Source organism: Leclercia adecarboxylata, from assembly GCF_006874705.1.
Taxonomy (GTDB): domain Bacteria; phylum Pseudomonadota; class Gammaproteobacteria; order Enterobacterales; family Enterobacteriaceae; genus Enterobacter; species Enterobacter adecarboxylatus_C.
This window is the reverse complement of record NZ_CP035382.1, coordinates 2,728,339-2,745,602: the sequence shown is the minus strand read 5'-3', so window position 1 is coordinate 2,745,602 and position 17,264 is coordinate 2,728,339. Positions and strand designations below refer to the sequence as shown.

General features: G+C 55.7%; 17 protein-coding genes. 8 read left to right on the top strand and 9 right to left on the bottom strand.

The window, feature by feature from the left end:
- Positions 1-5: 5 nt before the first annotated feature.
- Positions 6-572, bottom strand: coding sequence for a D-glycero-beta-D-manno-heptose 1,7-bisphosphate 7-phosphatase (gene gmhB, locus ES815_RS14005; RefSeq protein WP_142488319.1), 567 nt, complete (start codon positions 570-572; stop codon positions 6-8).
- A gap of 187 nt (positions 573-759) precedes the next feature.
- Here gmhB and metN point away from each other — a divergent pair, with 187 nt between their 5' ends.
- From metN to proS, 6 genes are all read left to right on the top strand, one after another.
- Positions 760-1,791 (top strand): methionine ABC transporter ATP-binding protein MetN, encoded by a 1,032-nt coding sequence (gene metN, locus ES815_RS14000; protein WP_142488318.1) that lies wholly within the window; start codon positions 760-762, stop codon positions 1,789-1,791.
- A complete protein-coding gene (locus tag ES815_RS13995) occupies positions 1,784-2,437 on the top strand; it encodes a methionine ABC transporter permease MetI (protein ID WP_142488317.1) in 654 nt (217 codons plus the stop codon). Before metN ends, ES815_RS13995 begins: the two co-directional genes overlap by 8 nt.
- Positions 2,438-2,476: 39 nt before the next feature.
- A complete protein-coding gene (gene metQ, locus ES815_RS13990; RefSeq protein ID WP_142488316.1) occupies positions 2,477-3,292 on the top strand; it encodes a methionine ABC transporter substrate-binding lipoprotein MetQ in 816 nt (271 codons plus the stop codon).
- Between the two features lie 107 nt (positions 3,293-3,399).
- The gene (rcsF, locus tag ES815_RS13985; protein WP_142488315.1) at positions 3,400-3,804 is read left to right on the top strand and encodes an Rcs stress response system protein RcsF; all 405 of its coding nucleotides are present in this window, start codon (positions 3,400-3,402) and stop codon (positions 3,802-3,804) included.
- The gene (gene tsaA, locus ES815_RS13980) at positions 3,801-4,508 is read left to right on the top strand and encodes a tRNA (N6-threonylcarbamoyladenosine(37)-N6)-methyltransferase TrmO (RefSeq protein ID WP_142488314.1); all 708 of its coding nucleotides are present in this window, start codon (positions 3,801-3,803) and stop codon (positions 4,506-4,508) included. Before rcsF ends, tsaA begins: the two co-directional genes overlap by 4 nt.
- A 111-nt stretch (positions 4,509-4,619) precedes the next feature.
- On the top strand, positions 4,620-6,338 hold the full coding sequence (gene proS, locus ES815_RS13975; protein WP_142488313.1) for a proline--tRNA ligase: 1,719 nt from the start codon (positions 4,620-4,622) through the stop codon (positions 6,336-6,338).
- A gap of 40 nt (positions 6,339-6,378) precedes the next feature.
- On the opposite strand, the gene nlpE is transcribed toward proS, so the two are convergent.
- The 3 genes from nlpE to ES815_RS13960 form a co-directional block, all read right to left on the bottom strand.
- Entirely contained in the window at positions 6,379-7,026 is a 648-nt protein-coding gene (gene nlpE, locus ES815_RS13970; protein ID WP_409518835.1) for an envelope stress response activation lipoprotein NlpE, read from the bottom strand.
- An 85-nt stretch (positions 7,027-7,111) separates the two neighbouring features.
- Complete coding sequence (arfB, locus tag ES815_RS13965; RefSeq protein WP_106994315.1) at positions 7,112-7,534, bottom strand: alternative ribosome rescue aminoacyl-tRNA hydrolase ArfB; 423 nt, start codon at positions 7,532-7,534, stop codon at positions 7,112-7,114.
- The gene (locus ES815_RS13960) at positions 7,531-8,076 is read right to left on the bottom strand and encodes a YaeQ family protein (protein ID WP_142488311.1); all 546 of its coding nucleotides are present in this window, start codon (positions 8,074-8,076) and stop codon (positions 7,531-7,533) included. The genes arfB and ES815_RS13960 overlap by 4 nt, the downstream gene beginning before the upstream one ends.
- 198 nt (positions 8,077-8,274) lie before the next feature.
- Between ES815_RS13960 and ES815_RS13955 the strand changes: the two genes are divergently transcribed.
- Together ES815_RS13955 and rof are read left to right on the top strand one after the other, a co-directional pair.
- A complete protein-coding gene (locus ES815_RS13955; protein WP_142488310.1) occupies positions 8,275-8,475 on the top strand; it encodes a YaeP family protein in 201 nt (66 codons plus the stop codon).
- Positions 8,462-8,722: a Rho-binding antiterminator gene (gene rof, locus ES815_RS13950; protein WP_059308693.1), complete on the top strand. Its 261-nt coding sequence runs from the start codon at positions 8,462-8,464 to the stop codon at positions 8,720-8,722. Before ES815_RS13955 ends, rof begins: the two co-directional genes overlap by 14 nt.
- Before the next feature lie 28 nt (positions 8,723-8,750).
- Here the strand turns inward: rof and tilS are convergent, their stop codons facing one another.
- The 5 genes from tilS to dnaE all read right to left on the bottom strand — a co-directional run bounded on the left by tilS (position 8,751) and on the right by dnaE (position 17,242).
- Complete coding sequence (gene tilS / locus ES815_RS13945) at positions 8,751-10,037, bottom strand: tRNA lysidine(34) synthetase TilS (protein WP_142488309.1); 1,287 nt, start codon at positions 10,035-10,037, stop codon at positions 8,751-8,753.
- Between the two features lie 62 nt (positions 10,038-10,099).
- Positions 10,100-10,489 (bottom strand): VOC family protein, encoded by a 390-nt coding sequence (locus ES815_RS13940; protein WP_142488308.1) that lies wholly within the window; start codon positions 10,487-10,489, stop codon positions 10,100-10,102.
- A gap of 59 nt (positions 10,490-10,548) precedes the next feature.
- Positions 10,549-12,687 carry a lysine decarboxylase LdcC gene (locus tag ES815_RS13935; RefSeq protein WP_142488307.1) on the bottom strand — a complete coding sequence of 713 codons (2,139 nt, stop codon included), beginning with the start codon at positions 12,685-12,687 and terminating at the stop codon, positions 10,549-10,551.
- Positions 12,688-12,787: 100 nt separating this feature from the next.
- Positions 12,788-13,747, bottom strand: coding sequence for an acetyl-CoA carboxylase carboxyl transferase subunit alpha (gene accA / locus ES815_RS13930; RefSeq protein WP_106994311.1), 960 nt, complete (start codon positions 13,745-13,747; stop codon positions 12,788-12,790).
- Positions 13,748-13,759: 12 nt separating this feature from the next.
- Positions 13,760-17,242, bottom strand: a complete 3,483-nt coding sequence (gene dnaE, locus ES815_RS13925; protein ID WP_142488306.1) for a DNA polymerase III subunit alpha — start codon at positions 17,240-17,242, stop codon at positions 13,760-13,762.
- Positions 17,243-17,264 lie beyond the last annotated feature (22 nt).

Genomic DNA, 17,264 nt, shown 5'->3' with positions numbered 1-17,264 from the left:
AATGCCTATTTTTGCTGCTTTTTGATGGTTTCCGGCAGCGCAGCCAGGCTATTAATCACCCAATCCGCTGCATTTTCTGCTTCTGGGGTGACGGGTTTACCGGTACGCACCAGAATTTTATGTCCCACACCTGCCGCGGCAGCTGCCTGCATATCTTCAAGTTTGTCGCCCACCATATATGAAGCGCTCATATCTATATGAAGAAACTCTTGTGCCGAGATGAACATGCCCGGATGCGGTTTACGGCAATCACAGGTCTGACGATACTCTTCTACGGTTCCCTGCGGATGGTGAGGACAATAATAGATACCGTCCAGGTCAACGCCACGATCGGCCAGCGACCAGTCCATCCATTCGGTTAATGTCTCAAACTGAGCTTCGGTGAATTTACCGCGCGCGATACCTGACTGGTTAGTCACCACCACCAGCGCAAAACCCATCTCTTTTAATTCACGCATGGCTTCTATTACGCCATCAATGAATTCGAATTCGTCTATCTCATGCACGTAGCCATGATCGACATTAATCGTGCCATCACGATCGAGAAAAATTGCGGGTACTGATTTTGCCACCGGTTTGCTCCTGAAAAGGGATGTCCGGCTAGTATCTCATGAATCACCGCGCAATAAAGTGCTCATCGCGCAGAGTTGGATTGATTTAGACGTCTGGATGCCTTAACATCCGTTTTGTTGACGGTCATCGCCCGTACAAGGCAGCAGAAAATGCCACGGCTAACTTACATACGATAAAAATAATCTAATGATTAAACTTTCGAATATCACCAAAGTGTTCCAGCAAGGGAACCGTACCATTCAGGCGTTGAACAACGTTAGCCTGCATGTTCCGGCTGGACAGATTTATGGCGTCATTGGCGCCTCAGGTGCAGGTAAAAGTACGCTCATCCGTTGCGTTAACTTGCTCGAGCGTCCGACCGAAGGTCAGGTTCAGGTTGATGGTCAGGAGCTGACGACCCTTTCCGAAGCGGATTTAACCAAAGCTCGCCGCCAGATTGGCATGATCTTCCAGCACTTCAACCTGCTCTCCTCGCGCACCGTATTTGGCAACGTCGCCCTGCCGCTGGAACTGGACAATACGCCTAAAGAAGAAATCAAACGTCGCGTCACCGAGCTGCTGGATCTGGTCGGCCTGAGCGATAAGCATGATATCTACCCTGCAAACTTATCCGGCGGACAAAAACAGCGTGTAGCCATTGCACGAGCGCTGGCCAGCAACCCAAAAGTGTTGCTCTGTGACGAAGCCACCAGTGCCCTGGATCCTGCAACCACTCGCTCGATACTGGAACTGTTAAAAGACATCAATCGTCGCCTGGGACTGACCATCCTCCTTATTACGCACGAGATGGACGTGGTTAAACGCATCTGCGATTGCGTGGCGGTGATCAGTCAGGGTGAGCTGATTGAGCAAGACACCGTCAGCGAAGTGTTCTCCCATCCGAAAACCCCTCTGGCGCAGCAGTTTATTCAGGCCACCCTGCATCTGGACATTCCGGAAGACTATCTGGCACGTTTAAAAGCTCAGCCTGAAGCCAACAGCGTTCCGATGCTGCGAATGGAGTTTACGGGCAAGTCAGTGGATGCCCCGCTGCTGTCCGAAACCGCCCGTCGTTTCAACGTCAACAACAACATTATTAGTGCGCAGATGGATTACGCAGGTGGTGTGAAGTTCGGCATCATGCTGACCGAAATGCACGGCACGCAACAGGATACCCAGGCGGCTATCGCCTGGCTGCAAGAGCATCATGTAAAAGTAGAGGTACTGGGTTATGTCTGAGCCAATGATGTGGTTGCTGGCGCGCGGCGTATGGGAAACGCTGGCGATGACTTTCGTATCCGGCTTTTTCGGTTTTGTTATTGGTCTGCCGGTAGGCGTACTGCTGTATGTCACCCGCCCGGGTCAAATTATTGAGAACGCAAAGCTGTATCGCACGCTCTCTGCGCTGGTGAACATCTTCCGTTCGATTCCCTTCATTATTCTGCTGGTGTGGATGATTCCATTTACCCGCGTTATTGTGGGAACGTCCATCGGCCTGCAGGCGGCGATTGTTCCTCTTACCGTAGGGGCCGCGCCCTTTATTGCCCGTATGGTTGAGAACGCGCTGCTGGAGATCCCGTCGGGTCTGATTGAAGCCTCACGCGCCATGGGTGCGACGCCAATGCAGATCGTACGTAAGATCTTGCTGCCAGAAGCTCTTCCGGGCCTGGTCAATGCGGCAACCATCACGCTGATCACCCTGGTGGGTTACTCTGCGATGGGCGGTGCTGTCGGTGCAGGCGGTTTGGGTCAGATCGGTTATCAGTACGGCTACATTGGCTACAATGCTACCGTCATGAATACCGTGCTGGTTCTGCTGGTTGTGCTGGTTTATCTCATTCAATTCTCTGGCGATCGCATCGTCCGGGCTGTTACGCACAAATAACGTTACACAACACAAACTCGACGAGTTAAGGATAAGAACATGGCGTTTAAATTGAAGACCTTTGCTGCGGTAGGCGCGCTGATCGGCTCTCTGGCACTGGTAGGCTGCGGCCAGGATGAAAAAGATCCAAACCACATCAAAGTGGGCGTTATCGTCGGTGCGGAACAGCAGGTTGCCGAGACGGCAGCCAAAGTGGCGAAAGAGAAGTATGGCCTCGACGTCGAGCTGGTGACCTTCAACGATTACGTTCTGCCGAACGAAGCGCTGAGCAAAGGCGATATCGATGCTAACGCCTTCCAGCACAAACCGTATCTGGATCAGCAGATCAAGGATCGCGGCTACAAGCTGGTTGCGGCAGGCAATACCTTCGTATACCCAATCGCGGGCTACTCTAAAAAGATCAAATCTTTAGAAGAGCTGCAGGACGGTTCTCAGGTTGCGGTACCGAACGACCCAACGAACCTTGGCCGTTCCCTGCTGCTGCTGCAGAAAGTGGGCCTGATTAAACTGAAAGACGGTGTAGGCCTGCTGCCAACCGTTCTGGACGTTACTGAGAACCCAAAAAACCTGAAAATTGTTGAGCTGGAAGCACCGCAGCTGCCGCGTTCTCTGGATGATGCGCAGATCGCTCTGGCGGTTATCAACACCACTTACGCCAGCCAGATCAACCTGACTCCGGCCAAAGACGGTATCTTCGTTGAAGACAAAGATTCCCCATACGTTAACCTGATCGTGACCCGCGAAGATAACAAAGACGCGGAGAACGTGAAGAAATTCGTACAGGCTTACCAGTCTGACGAAGTTTACCAGGAAGCTAACAAAGTCTTTAACGGCGGAGCAGTTAAAGGCTGGTAATCTGACCTCTGTGTAATATCATTCATGACGGGCGTAAGCCCGTCTTGTCATTTATGCAGGCAACTGATTCAATATCTGACGATTTGATTATTCATAGAGGAAATATTATGCGTGCTTTACCGATCTGTCTTTTAGCACTGATGCTGAGCGGCTGTTCTATGCTAAGCAGATCTCCTGTTGAACCTGTTAAAAGCACAGCAACCCCGCCTAAAGTGGAGCCTGAAAAGCCAAAAGCGCCACGCCCTGCGCCAGTCAAAATCTATACCAGCGCTGAAGCCTTAGTGGGTAAACCGTTCCGCGATCTGGGTGAGGTCTCCGGCGAATCTTGCCAGGCCAGCAATCAGGACTCTCCTCCGAATATCCCGACTGCGCGTAAACGCATGCAGGTGAATGCCTCTAAAATGAAAGCCAATGCGGTTCTGCTACACAGCTGTGAAGTGACCAGCGGCACGCCAGGCTGCTACCGCCAGGCCGTCTGCGTAGGTTCTGCCCTTAACGTCTCGGCAAAATGAGTGCATTCCAGTTCGAGCAGATAGGCGTTATCCGCTCTCCTTATAAAGAGAAGTTTGCCGTACCCCGCCAGCCAGGGCTGGTAAAAAGCGGTGGCGGTGAGCTTCACTTGATCGCTCCGTATAATCAGGCAGATGCCGTGCGCGGACTGGAAGCCTTTAGCCACCTGTGGGTACTGTTTATCTTCCATCAGACCATGGCAGGCGGCTGGCGGCCGACCGTTCGCCCGCCTCGTCTCGGCGGCAACGCAAGAATGGGGGTATTTGCCACGCGCTCTACCTTCCGCCCGAATCCTGTCGGGATGTCGCTCGTTGAGCTGAAAGGCATTCGCTGTCAGAAAGATCAGGTGATCCTCGAGCTTGGCAGTCTGGATCTGGTCGACGGCACGCCGGTGGTGGACATCAAACCCTATCTGCCCTTTGCCGAAGCGGTGCCGGATGCACGCGCCAGCTATGCCCAGCAGGCCCCTATGGCGGGTATGCCCGTTTACTTTACCGATGAGTTGGCCCCCCGATTAGTCCAGCTGGAAAAGCGCTACCCTCGCCTGCGGGATTTTATCGTCGAGGTGCTGGCCCAGGATCCCCGTCCGGCCTACCGAAAAGAGGAAGAAGCCGGGAAAACGTATGCCGTCCTGCTGCTGGATTTTAACGTTCGCTGGCGCGTCACGGCGGCGGGCTTTGAAGTGTTTGCCCTCGAGCCGCAGTAATTTTATTCTCTTCTCTTTTGGCATCATTGCCACACTGGTAAACTAAACCACTTTTTTTGTGTCAGGCTGCCGGTCAGCCTGTTCCAATCGTCGAAATGGAACCGTAACAACATGCGTACTAGCCAATATCTGCTCTCCACCCTGAAGGAGACACCTGCCGACGCCGAAGTTATCAGCCACCAGCTGATGCTGCGCGCCGGGATGATCCGCAAGCTGGCCTCCGGGTTGTATACCTGGTTGCCGACCGGCGTGCGCGTCCTGAAAAAAGTCGAAAATATCGTGCGTGAAGAGATGAATAACGCCGGTGCTATCGAGGTGTTAATGCCGGTAGTTCAGCCCTCTGAGCTGTGGCAGGAGAGTGGACGCTGGGAGCAGTATGGTCCGGAACTGCTGCGTATTGCCGATCGTGGCGATCGTCCGTTTGTTCTGGGTCCAACGCATGAAGAAGTCATTACCGATCTGATCCGTAATGAGCTGAGCTCTTACAAGCAGCTGCCGCTGAACTTCTTCCAGATCCAGACCAAGTTCCGTGACGAAGTGCGCCCACGCTTTGGCGTCATGCGTTCTCGTGAATTCCTGATGAAAGATGCTTACTCTTTCCATACTTCTCAGGAGTCTCTGCAAGAGACCTATGACAAGATGTATGAAGCGTACAGCAAAATCTTTTCCCGCATGGGGCTGGATTTCCGTGCTGTTCAGGCTGATACCGGCTCCATCGGCGGTAGCGCATCTCACGAGTTCCAGGTACTGGCGCAGAGCGGTGAAGACGATGTGATCTTCTCTGACTCCTCTGATTACGCTGCTAACATTGAGTTTGCAGAAGCCCTGGCGCCTAAAACGCCGCGTGCTGCTGCGACTGAAGAGATGAAACTGGTTGATACACCAAACGCGAAAACTATCGCCGAACTGGTTGAGCAGTTCAATCTGCCAATCGAAAAAACGGTAAAAACCCTGCTGGTAAAATCTACCGAAGGCAGCGCATACCCGCTGGTTGCCCTGCTGGTGCGTGGCGATCACGAGCTGAACGAAGTGAAAGCAGAGAAGCTGCCGCAGGTTGCAAGCCCATTAACGTTCGCAACGGAAGCAGAAATCCGTGCCGTCGTGAATGCCGGTCCGGGTTCTCTGGGCCCGGTCAATATGCCAATCCCTGTTGTTGTTGACCGCACGGTCGCAGCGATGAGCGATTTCTCTGCCGGTGCTAACGTTGACGGTAAACACTTCTTTGGCATCAACTGGGATCGCGATGTGGCGACCCCTGAAGTGGCTGACATTCGTAACGTGGTCGCAGGCGATCCGAGCCCGGACGGCAAGGGCACCCTGATGATCAAACGGGGTATCGAAGTGGGTCACATCTTCCAGCTGGGTGATAAATACTCCCGCGCAATGAATGCTGCCGTTCAGGGCGAAGATGGTCGTAACCAGGTCCTGACCATGGGCTGCTACGGTATTGGGGTCACTCGTGTGGTTGCTGCTGCTATCGAGCAAAACTACGACGAACGCGGTATTGTCTGGCCGGACAACATTGCGCCGTTCCAGGTGGCGATCCTGCCAATGAACATGCACAAATCCTACCGCGTGCAGGAGCTGGCCGAGAAACTGTACAGCGAACTGCGTGCCCAGGGTATCGAAGTGCTGATGGACGATCGTAAAGAGCGTCCGGGCGTGATGTTTGCCGATATGGAACTGATCGGTATTCCTCATACCGTGGTCATTGGCGATCGTAACCTTGATAACGACGAGATCGAGTACAAGTATCGTCGTAACGGCGAGAAGCAGATGATTAAAACCGGTGACGTGCTTGATTACCTGGTGAAAGCCATCAAGGCATAAGCCACAAAAAACCCCGCTCCGGCGGGGTTTTTTATTTCAGCTATTTGCTGTCGCAATTCTTACCGGCTTCAAACCTGGCATCCCGGTCCGGCACCAGCGTTTTGACTCTCTCGCCGCTGTCCGGATTGGCTTCCAGCGTAAAATGCCCGTCGACCGTGAGCAGTACCGGTTTGGTATCACTCCCGCGCGCCGCCGCGTAATCCCGCTCCAGTTGGGCGTTATTCGCCACGCTCACCTTTTTGCCGGTGGCACAGTCGGTGAAGATCGCTGCATCAGCCATATAGAAATACATGCCGCGCATCGCCATTGGCGTCGCCGGCAGCGCGGCGGTTACCGGCGCCAGGGTGTAATTAAACTGTGATTCTATGGGATTGCCCTGCATGTCGAGCATCTCCAGCCCTTCGCCTTTGGCACGGAAATAGCGCTTTTCGCCCGCCGTATCCGTTAGCACCAGCTTATCGGCGGTGCGAGCCCAAGTGCCGTAGCTGGCAAAGGAGGAAGGTGCCTTCGCCCCCTGGTAGTGCTGGTTCATCACCCAGGAGCCATCTTTTTCCAGAAACAGCGAGGTTTCGATACCTTCGCAATCGGCACAGGGCAAGACGCCACGCCAGCTCTGCTGCATCGGTTTTAACGCCTCTGCCTGGGTCGGTTCCAGCGCCTGCATCTCTGCGCGGTTATGGCACCCCATCAGGACGAACAGCGTGCTTGCTGCCACCACTGAAAATATCGCTGTTTTCACTCTCTATTCCTTATCGTATTCCGACTGTCGCCCGTTAATCCTGAGGGCGTCGGACTTTGCCGCGCAGCGCTTTAACGGACGATTTCTGTGATTTCGAAGCCAGCCGGCGCTCTTTCGAGGCGCGGGTCGGACGGGTGGCCCGACGGCTTTTTTGTACTACGGTTAACTCCTGGATCAGCGCCACCAGCCGGGCCAGCGCCGCCTCCCGGTTCATCTCCTGACTGCGGTACTCCTGCGCCTTGATGATAATCACCCCTTCGCTGGTGATCAGATGATGGCTGGCGGCGAGCAGGCGTTCTTTATAGTACTCTGGCAGGCTGGATGCCCGAATGTCAAAGCGCAGATGAATGGCCGTTGAGGTTTTATTCACATGCTGGCCACCCGCGCCCTGTGCGCGGATCGCGGTGATCTCAACTTCATTATCAGGAAGGGTGACAGTTCGGGACAGGACAATCATGAGCGGGACTGCCAGGCTTCAGGATGAATTTCCAGATTATTCTCAGCATCCGATAACCAGATGGCGCCATCCTGGATCGTTGCCTGCAGGATCATGGTTCGTCCGGCAAATGCGCTCAGCGCAGCAAGCTGTTCATCATTCAGGTACCAGACGGACAGGTTATTGAATTGCGAGCACTTGTTCTTATTCTGCTGCCACCAAATCTCCGCGGCACGGCTGTTATAGGTAAAGAGCGCCACCTCCGCAGACTGGGTACAGGCTTTCTTAATGCGGCGCTCATCCGGCAGGCCAAGCTCAATCCACAGATCGATGCCCAGATGATCGTTGAGCAGCCAGGCTTCCGGCTCGTCTTCCGCGCTTAATCCGCGGGTAAACTGCAGTCGCTCGTTGGCATACTTAATCCATGCCAGCAGGCGCAGCATCATGCGCTCCTGCGTTTCTGATGGATGACGCGCCAGCGTCAGGGTCGCATCCAGAAACTGATTGCGGTCTAAATCCGCCACATTGACCGCGGCTTTGTAAATTGTCGCTTTAAGCGCCATGAGAGAACTCCTTTCGAATCAGGTGCGCATTGTAGCGAAATCTCCGCCAAAAGGCTGTTACAGGCTCGCGAATGTCTGCGACATCAACCTGCTGATATTGCTTAAATGAGTATGGTATAGTCACCTTGCTAAACCGGGTTTATGCTCGTAGGCTTAATTGTATCTCACAGTAAAGTCAGTGCGCTGGCAGGAGGGGATGTGAATAATTATTGTGAGTTAATTCGCAAACGGTATGCGGAAATTGCCAGCGGCGATCTGGGGTACATCCCTGATGCGTTGGGCTGTGTATTGAAAGTTCTGAATGAAATGGCGTCGGATGACACGCTTTCAGAATCGGTCAGAGAAAAAGCAGCATATGCTGCTGCGAATTTACTGGTGAGCGATTATGTCAATGAATGAAACTTATCAACCCATCAATTGCGATGACTATGACAACCTCGAACTCGCCTGCCAGCATCATCTGGTCCTGACGCTGGCGTTAAAAGATGGCGAAGTCCTGAAGGCTAAAGCGAACGATCTGGTATCCCGTAAAAACGTGGAGTACCTGGTGGTCGAGGACGGCGGCGCAACGCGTGAACTCCGTCTCGATAAAATTGCCAGCTTCAGTCATCCCGAAATCGGCACCGTCGTGGTGAGCGAGTCCTGATCCTCTGTAACGGGCAGCCCGCTGTCCGTTACGCTTTCCACTCCAGCTGTACGCCCGTCTCCGCCGCCCCTTCCCGCGTCACAAACACGCCCGCAGCCGCTACCAGCGTTTCGCCGTAGAACAGCAGCGGAGTGGCATCCCGCTGCCAGGGGGCAACATTAAGTTCCTGCCAGATTTTTTTAATCTTACGTCCACCGTTTCGCCCGACGATGTGCAGCGTTCCGCTGGCGCGGAAGCGTACCGTCACCGGCTCGCCGGGCTGCGGCAGACGTAGATTACCGCCCGCCTCAATGTGCAGAGCACCCAGGCCTTCCGGCAGCTGTAGGGGTTGATCCAGCGAGGGCCAGTCGATCACCCGATCGGCCAGCGGCGCGTGGCTTTTCACCCACCACAGCTGCCCCTTAAAGCGCCTGATCTCTCCCTCCCCGGAACGCAGTTGCGGTGCCGCATCTTCCCGGGCAAGCGCCACCTCCTCCCAGAGCCGGGTGAGCATGGCCCGCGACGGCATTAAGGCCCCCTGTGTCGCCAGCCATCTTCGCAGCAGCGCCGCCCGACGTACCGCGCTCATCGCCTCCAGCGGCGCGATAGCCAATGCCCCCTCGTCGGAAACCAGGGACGATAGCTCGTCAGCCAGCAGCTCATCAAGCAGCTGCTCCTGCTCCGCGCACAGCGTGGCGCTGCGCGAGGTGGCTTGCGCAAAATGCGGCCAGCGTTGTGCCAGCAGGGGAACTACGCGCAGGCGCAAAAAGTTGCGGTCATAGCTGTCGTCCTGGTTGCTTTCATCCTCTATCCAGCGAAGACCCCAACGCTGCGCCTCGCCAAGCAGTGATTCGCGCGTCTCGCCGAGCAAGGGACGAATCTGTTCGGTATCGGCAAAACGCGCCCGCGCGGGCATGGCCGACAGCCCTGCCGGACCACTCCCACGCTTAAGCGCCAGCAGAAAGGTTTCACACTGATCGTCCAGGTGTTGCGCCGTGACCAGCGCTTCACCCGGCAGAAGCGCCTCGCGAAAGGCGGTATAACGTGCTTTACGCGCCTGCGCTTCCAGCCCCAGTCCCTCATCCGCCAGCGTCACCCGCACCACGACAAGCGGGATACCCCACGCGCGACAGAGGCTTTCGCAGTGCGCGACCCAGCTGTCTGCGTGCGGACTCAGGCCATGATGAATATGGATAGCGCGCAGTCCGAGACCGGGATCCTGTTCACGCCAGCGCATCAACTGATGCAGCAAAACCGTGGAATCCAGGCCACCGCTAAATCCCACCAGCAGACGGCGGTACGGGTGGAGAGCTTGCTGAAGATCGGCTGTGGTCATCGTCGTTATTTATGCAGGAGGATGCCCGGCACGTTACCGGGCATTTCTTTTAGAGGCAAGCGTTACTGCTGGTATAGCTCCAGCGGGAGGCCATCAGGATCGTTGAAGAATGTGAAGCGTTTCCCGGTGAAAGGGTCGATACGAATGGCTTCACACTTTACGTCATGCGATTCGAGGTGCTGCACGGCCTGGTCAATATCATCCACGCTAAAGGCGAGGTGGCGTAAACCGCAGGCTTCTGGTCGGGACGGACGCGCCGGCGGGAAAGGGAATGAAAACAGCTCAATGACGTACTGGCCGTTCAGTGCCAGATCTCCCTTCCAGGAGTCGCGCTCTTCGCGGTAAAACTCACTCTGCAGGGTAAATCCCAGCGTATCGCAGTAAAACGCCTTACTGATAGCGTAGTCGGTGGCAATAATTGCAATATGGTGAACCTGCTTTAAGCCCAGCATAGTCTCTCCTTTTTAATGTGCCTGAACGTTATAACCGAACCCCCGTGCCGTGCAAGGGGTCACTGCGCTTTTAAGACCCGTACCCTGTAGATGCCGTTTTCATCCCGTTTGGCACCGTGGATGTCCGTTTCGAACCCGGGATAATGACGACCAATTGAGCAGAGCATGAGCAGGAAATCGAGCACCGCCCTGCTCTTCTCGGTGATCATCTCCCCTGGCATCAGCAGCGGCACCCCCGGCGGATAAGGCAGGATCATGTTGGCCGAGATCCGCCCGACCAGATCCTCCAGATCGACGGTTTCCACCTCCCCTTTCACCTGGCGCTGCCAGGCATGATGCGGGGTAAGCTTCATTTCTGGCAGAACGTCAAAGGCCTGCAGCATCAGGCGCGGCAGATCGTGCTGGCGGATCAGCTTATGGATCCCCTGGGCCAGATCCTGGATGCGCATGTTGCGGTAAAAGTCAGGATCCTCGGCGTAGAGATCCGGCAGCATGTTTTTGACCCGCAGGTTCAGATCGTAGGCGCGCTTAAACTCCATCAGGCCGCGCAGCAATCCCATCGCCCGGGTTTTGTCGATACCTATACTAAACAGAAACAGTAGGTTATACGGCCCGGTCTTTTCGACCACTACGCCGCGCTCATCAAGGAACTTCGCCACCAGCGCGGCCGGGATCCCCTCCTCGCTCATTACCCCCTGCTCGTCCATGCCCGGTGTGAGTATGGTGACTTTGACCGGATCGAGGAACATATGATCCGCATCGGCATCGCGGAAGCCATGCCAGCTCTCTCCTGGCGCCACCGGCCAGCATTCGGCTTCGTCGATATCGTCCGGCTGCCAGATATCGAAGAACCAGCTGTCGGCTTCGTCTTTAAGGCGCTGGACCTCTTTGCGAAAATGCAGAGCACGCTCAACGGAACGGTTGATCAGACGCTTGCCGGGATTGCCGCGCAGCATCGCCGCGGCGGTTTCAATCGAGGCCACCAGGGGGTAACTCGGCGAGGTGGTGGTGTGCATCATAAAGGCTTCGTTGAAGGTCTCTTCGTCGTATTCGCCCTTAATGTGGATCAGCGAGGCCTGCGAAAACGCCGCCAGCATCTTGTGCGTGGACTGGGTTTCGAAGAACACTTTTCCCGGCACCCGATCGCCGCTCATCCCGCTTTTACCGGCATAGATTGGGTGGAAATTGGTATAGGGCACCCACGCCGAGTCAAAATGGATCGAGGGCACATCCAGGGTCTGTTTCACCCAGTTGGTATTGTAGAGCAGGCCGTCGTAGGTGGAGTTGGTGATCACCGCGTGAACCGGCCAGCTTGCGCCCGGTACGGCGGCCACTTTGCTCTCAATCGCCGCATGGGAAAACTCCCGGCGCGGGATCCCGCCCAGAATACCCAGCGCGTTACGGGTGGGTGACAGCCAGATCGGTACCACGTCGCTCATCATCAGCAGATGCGCCAGCGATTTATGGCAGTTGCGGTCAATCAACAGGGTACTGCCATCCGGGGCGGCGTACATGCCGACAATCTTATTGGAGGTCGAGGTGCCGTTGGTCACCATGTAGCTCTGTTCGGCGCCAAAGGTGCGGGCGATATACTCTTCGGCTTCAAGATGCGGGCCGGTATGATCCAGCAGCGATCCCAGCTCCGTCACCGAGATCGACACATCCGCCTTCAGCGTATTCCCGCCAAAGAAATCATAGAACAGGCAGCCCACCGGGCTTTTCTGATACGCCGTTCCCGCCATATGGCCCGGAGTGCAGAAGGTGTACTTCCCCTCTTTCACATAGGTAAAGAGTGCCCGGGTAAACGGTGGCGTGATGGTATCCAGGTATTCGCCGGTATATTGCTGTATGCGGGTGGCGATATCCTCTGCCACGCCCAGCGAATACTCAAAGAACCACAGCGCCATCCGCAGATCGTGGGCGCTGACGTCCATCGTGGAGTGGGTATTGATAAAGGCGTATAGCGGCAGATATTCATTGAGTTGATTGATATCGCTGCACAGCTCGAGATCGTATTCGTCCCAGTCGAAGATGACGCCGCAAATGCGCGGGTTGTGTTCGATGAACTTCAGTAGATCGGCGCTGTTTTGCGGCCAGATGAGTTGAAACCCGCGCGACGCTAACGCCTGCTCCAGCTCCTTGATGGGTTCGTCTTTATAAAAGACGCCGTGCGGCCCCATAATGGCAATGATGTTCACGGTTTACCTCCTTAAAAAACATTCACTAAGCATAGTTGAGGTAAACCGCAGGCATAAAAAAAGCCGCAACGATGTGCGGCTTTTCGGAGTATGACCTGACTTACGCGTAACCGTAGCTCATCAGACGCTGGTAACGACGGTTAAGCAGATCTTCTTTGCTCAGCACGTCGAGGTCTGCGAGGTCAGCCAGCAGCTGCGCCTTCAGTGAGGCCGCCATCACTTCTGGCTTACGGTGCGCGCCACCCAGTGGTTCCGGGATAACGGTATCGATCAGCTTCAGCTCTTTCAGGCGTGGGGCGATAATGCCCATCGCTTCTGCGGCCAGCGGCGCTTTGTCAGCGCTTTTCCACAGAATAGATGCACAGCCTTCCGGAGAGATAACGGAATAGGTGCTGTACTGCAGCATATTCACTTTATCGCCCACGCCAATCGCCAGCGCACCACCGGAACCACCTTCACCGATAACGGTGCAGATAACCGGCACGCTCAGGCGTGACATTTCGCGCAGGTTGCGGGCAATGGCTTCAGACTGGCCGCGCTCTTCTGCACCGACGCCCGGATAAGCACCCGGGGTGTCGATAAAGGTGATGATCGGCATGTTGAAACGCTCGGCCATCTCCATCAGACGCAGGGCTTTACGGTAACCCTCCGGCGCTGGCATCCCGAAATTGCGGCGAATTTTTTCTTTGGTTTCGCGCCCTTTCTGGTGGCCAATAATCATCACTGGACGACCGTCGAGGCGTGCGATACCGCCAACGATAGCTTTATCGTCGGCATAGGCGCGATCGCCTGCCAGCTCGTCGAATTCATCGAACGCCAGGCGGACATAATCCAGGGTGTACGGACGCTGTGGATGGCGTGCCATCTGGGCAACCTGCCATGCGCCGAGATCGGCAAAGATTTTGCGCGTCAGTTCTACGCTCTTTTCACGCAGACGATGCACTTCTTCGTCGATGTTAATATCCAGTTTTTCATCCTGACGGCCAACGGCGGTCAGAGAATCGATTTTCGCTTCCAGCTCTGCAATCGGCTGTTCGAAATCAAGGAAATTCAGACTCATAGTATTCCTGTATTAGTCAAACTCCAGTTCCACCTGCTCCGAACCAATGAGGCCACGGAGATCGTTAAGTAAACGATCGCTCGGAGAGACACGCCACGACGCACCAAAGCGCAATCGTGCACGCGCATCCGCCCTCTGATAGTAGAGATGTACTGGAATGGTCCCCGAGCGGTGGGGTTCCAGAGACTGACGGAGTCGGTTTAAAAGCTGGTCATCAATTTGCCTGTCCGTCAGCGAGATAGCAAGCCCGCGAGCATATTTTTCCCGGGCTTCGTCAATGTCCATCACTTCGCGGGCGGTCATTTTAAGCCCCCCGCTGAAGTCATCAAAGCTGACCTGTCCGCTGACGATAAGTATGCGGTCTTTTTCCAGCAACTGCTGGTATTTATCCAGCGCGTCGGTGAATAACATCACCTCCAGACGCCCGGAACGGTCATCCAGCGTACAGATGCCGATACGATTGCCGCGCTTGGTGACCATAACCCTCGCGGCAATGACGAGCCCCGCAGCCGTGGTAATCTTACCACGTTCTGTCGGATGCATGTCTTTCAGCCGGTAGCCTCCGACATAGCGCTCAATTTCTTTAAGATACTGGTTGATCGGGTGCCCGGTCAGGTACAGACCCAGCGTTTCACGCTCGCCGTCCAGTACCGTCTGTTCCGGCCACGGCTGACAGCTGGCATAGGATTGTTCGATCTGCTCCGGCTCTTCTGCCAGCACGCCAAACATATCTGCCTGACCAATGGCTTCGGCTTTCGAGTGCTGATCGGCAGCCTTCAGGGCGTCGGCCAGCGAGTTCATCAGCGCGGCGCGATGCGGCCCAAGACGGTCAAACGCCCCGGACATGATCAGCTTTTCCAGCACCCGGCGGTTAAGCTTTTTGATATCGGTACGGGCGCAGAGGTCGAACAGCTCGCGGAAGTACCCTCCCTGGTTACGGGCTTCGATGATCGCTTCGATCGGGCCCTCACCCACGCCTTTAATGGCGCCAATACCGTAAACAATCTCCCCGTCATCGTTAACGTGAAAATGGTACTGACCGGAGTTAATGTCCGGTGGCAGGATCTTCAGCCCCATGCGCCAGCACTCATCCACCAGACCCACCACCTTCTCGGTGTTGTCCATATCGGCGGTCATTACCGCGGCCATAAACTCTGCCGGATAGTGTGCTTTCAGCCACAGCGTCTGATAGGAGACCAGCGCGTAGGCAGCGGAGTGTGACTTGTTAAACCCATATCCGGCAAATTTCTCTACCAGATCGAAGATTTTTATTGCCAGTTCGCCGTCAACGCCGTTTTTCCTGGCCCCTTCTTCAAAGGTGCCGCGCTGCTTGGCCATCTCTTCCGGCTTTTTCTTACCCATCGCACGACGCAGCATGTCCGCGCCGCCGAGGGTGTAGCCGGAGAGTACCTGGGCGATCTGCATAACCTGTTCCTGATACAGGATGATACCGTAGGTAGGCTCCAGTACCGGTTTCAGGCTTTCGTGCTGCCACTGCACATCAGGATAAGAGAGCTCTTCGCGACCGTGCTTACGGTCGATAAAGTTATCTACCATTCCCGACTGCAGCGGACCCGGACGGAACAGTGCCACCAGAGCGATCATGTCCTCGAAGCAGTCAGGCTGCAGACGTTTGATCAGATCTTTCATGCCGCGGGATTCAAGCTGGAACACCGCCGTGGTTTCCGAACGCTGCAGCATGTCGAAGCTTTTCTTGTCATCCAGCGGGATCGCGGCGATATCAATCGGCTCCAGGCCCTGTTTGGCCCGGCGCGGGTTGATCATCTTCAACGCCCAGTCGATGATGGTGAGCGTACGCAAGCCGAGGAAGTCAAACTTCACCAGGCCGGCGTATTCCACGTCGTTCTTATCGAACTGGGTAACCGGGTGCGAGCCGGTTTCGTCGCAGTACAGCGGCGCAAAATCGGTAATTTTGGTCGGGGCAATAACCACCCCACCGGCGTGCTTACCGGCGTTACGGGTGACGCCTTCCAGCTTGCGCGCCATGTCGATCAGCGCTTTGACCTCTTCGTCGGCCTCGTAGATTTCCGGCAGCTGCGGTTCTGCTTCGAAGGCTTTCGCCAGGGTCATGCCCGGATCGGGCGGCACCAGCTTCGAGATGCGGTCGACAAAACCGTACGGATGGCCCAGCACGCGGCCCACGTCGCGGATAACCGCTTTTGCCGCCATCGTACCGAAGGTAATAATCTGCGATACCGCATCGCGACCGTACATGTCCGCCACGTGCTCGATAACCTGGTCGCGTTTCTCCATGCAGAAGTCGACGTCGAAGTCGGGCATCGAGACACGTTCCGGGTTAAGAAAACGTTCGAACAGCAGGTCAAATTCCAGCGGATCGAGATCGGTAATTTTCAGCGCATAGGCCACCAGCGATCCCGCACCCGAACCACGACCTGGCCCAACCGGTACCCCGTTGTCCTTCGACCACTGGATAAACTCCATGACGATCAGGAAGTAGCCGGGGAACCCCATCTGGTTAATAACCTGGAGTTCAATATCCAGACGCTCGTCATATTCCGGGCGCTTCTCGGCGCGAACGGCCGGGTCCGGGAAGAGGAATTCCAGACGCTCTTCCAGACCCTCTTTCGATTTCAGGACCAGGAAGTCTTCGGTGGTCATGTCGCCGGTCGGGAACTGCGGCAGGAAATACTCGCCCAGGCGGACGGTGACGTTGCAGCGTTTGGCAATCTCTACGCTGTTTTCCAGCGCTTCCGGAATATCGGAAAACAGCTCGCACATCTCCTCTTCGCTGCGCATATACTGCTGCGGCGAATAGTTGCGCGGGCGTTTCGGATCGTCGAGGGTAAAGCCATCGTGGATAGCGACGCGAATTTCATGGGCGTCAAAATCATCGGCGTTGATAAAGCGCACGTCGTTCGACGCCACAACCGGTAGCCCGTGCTCTTCTGCAAGGGCAACTGCGGTATGCAGATAGCTCTCTTCATCAGGACGGCCGGTACGGATCAGCTCCAGATAGAAGCGGTCCGGGAAGTATTCTTTATAAAAATGGACGCACTGTTCCACCAGCGCGCCATTACCGCGCAGCAGGCATCGGCCAACGTCGCCCATGCGCCCGCCGGAGATCAGCAGCAGCCCCTCATTCAGTTCCGCCAGCCACGCGCGATCGATCCACGGCCCCTGCGGACCGTAGCCGCGCTGATAGGCCCGGGAAATCAGCAGCGTCAGGTTCTGATAGCCGGTGTTATTCATCGCGAGAACGGTAATCTGCGTCATTTCATCGGCGAGAAGCTCGCTCTGAACGTGAAAATCGGCACCAATCACCGGCTTCATACCGGCACCGTGCGCCGTTCCGTAGAACTTCACCAGACCGCACAGGTTGGTGAAGTCGGTGATCGCCAGCGCAGGCATGCCAAGGATGGCCGCCTTTTTCACCAGCGGCCCGGTCTTTGCCAGCCCATCAATCATGGAATAGTCGCTGTGCACCCGCAGGTGTACGAAACGTGGTTCAGCCATTTTCAGATCCCGCGTTACTTAT

Excerpts from the sequence above, each read along its gene's own strand:
- metN (WP_142488318.1), top strand. The coding sequence starts at position 760 with ATGATTAAACTTTCGAATATCACCAAAGTGTTCCAGCAAGGGAACCGT.
- ES815_RS13995 (WP_142488317.1), top strand. The coding sequence starts at position 1,784 with ATGTCTGAGCCAATGATGTGGTTGCTGGCGCGCGGCGTATGGGAAACG.
- metQ (WP_142488316.1), top strand. The coding sequence starts at position 2,477 with ATGGCGTTTAAATTGAAGACCTTTGCTGCGGTAGGCGCGCTGATCGGC.
- rcsF (WP_142488315.1), top strand. The coding sequence starts at position 3,400 with ATGCGTGCTTTACCGATCTGTCTTTTAGCACTGATGCTGAGCGGCTGT.
- tsaA (WP_142488314.1), top strand. The coding sequence starts at position 3,801 with ATGAGTGCATTCCAGTTCGAGCAGATAGGCGTTATCCGCTCTCCTTAT.
- proS (WP_142488313.1), top strand. The coding sequence starts at position 4,620 with ATGCGTACTAGCCAATATCTGCTCTCCACCCTGAAGGAGACACCTGCC.
- nlpE (WP_409518835.1), bottom strand. The coding sequence starts at position 7,026 with ATGGGGTGCCATAACCGCGCAGAGATGCAGGCGCTGGAACCGACCCAG.
- arfB (WP_106994315.1), bottom strand. The coding sequence starts at position 7,534 with ATGATTGTCCTGTCCCGAACTGTCACCCTTCCTGATAATGAAGTTGAG.
- ES815_RS13960 (WP_142488311.1), bottom strand. The coding sequence starts at position 8,076 with ATGGCGCTTAAAGCGACAATTTACAAAGCCGCGGTCAATGTGGCGGAT.
- rof (WP_059308693.1), top strand. The coding sequence starts at position 8,462 with ATGTCAATGAATGAAACTTATCAACCCATCAATTGCGATGACTATGAC.
- tilS (WP_142488309.1), bottom strand. The coding sequence starts at position 10,037 with ATGACCACAGCCGATCTTCAGCAAGCTCTCCACCCGTACCGCCGTCTG.
- ES815_RS13940 (WP_142488308.1), bottom strand. The coding sequence starts at position 10,489 with ATGCTGGGCTTAAAGCAGGTTCACCATATTGCAATTATTGCCACCGAC.
- accA (WP_106994311.1), bottom strand. The coding sequence starts at position 13,747 with ATGAGTCTGAATTTCCTTGATTTCGAACAGCCGATTGCAGAGCTGGAA.
- dnaE (WP_142488306.1), bottom strand. The coding sequence starts at position 17,242 with ATGGCTGAACCACGTTTCGTACACCTGCGGGTGCACAGCGACTATTCC.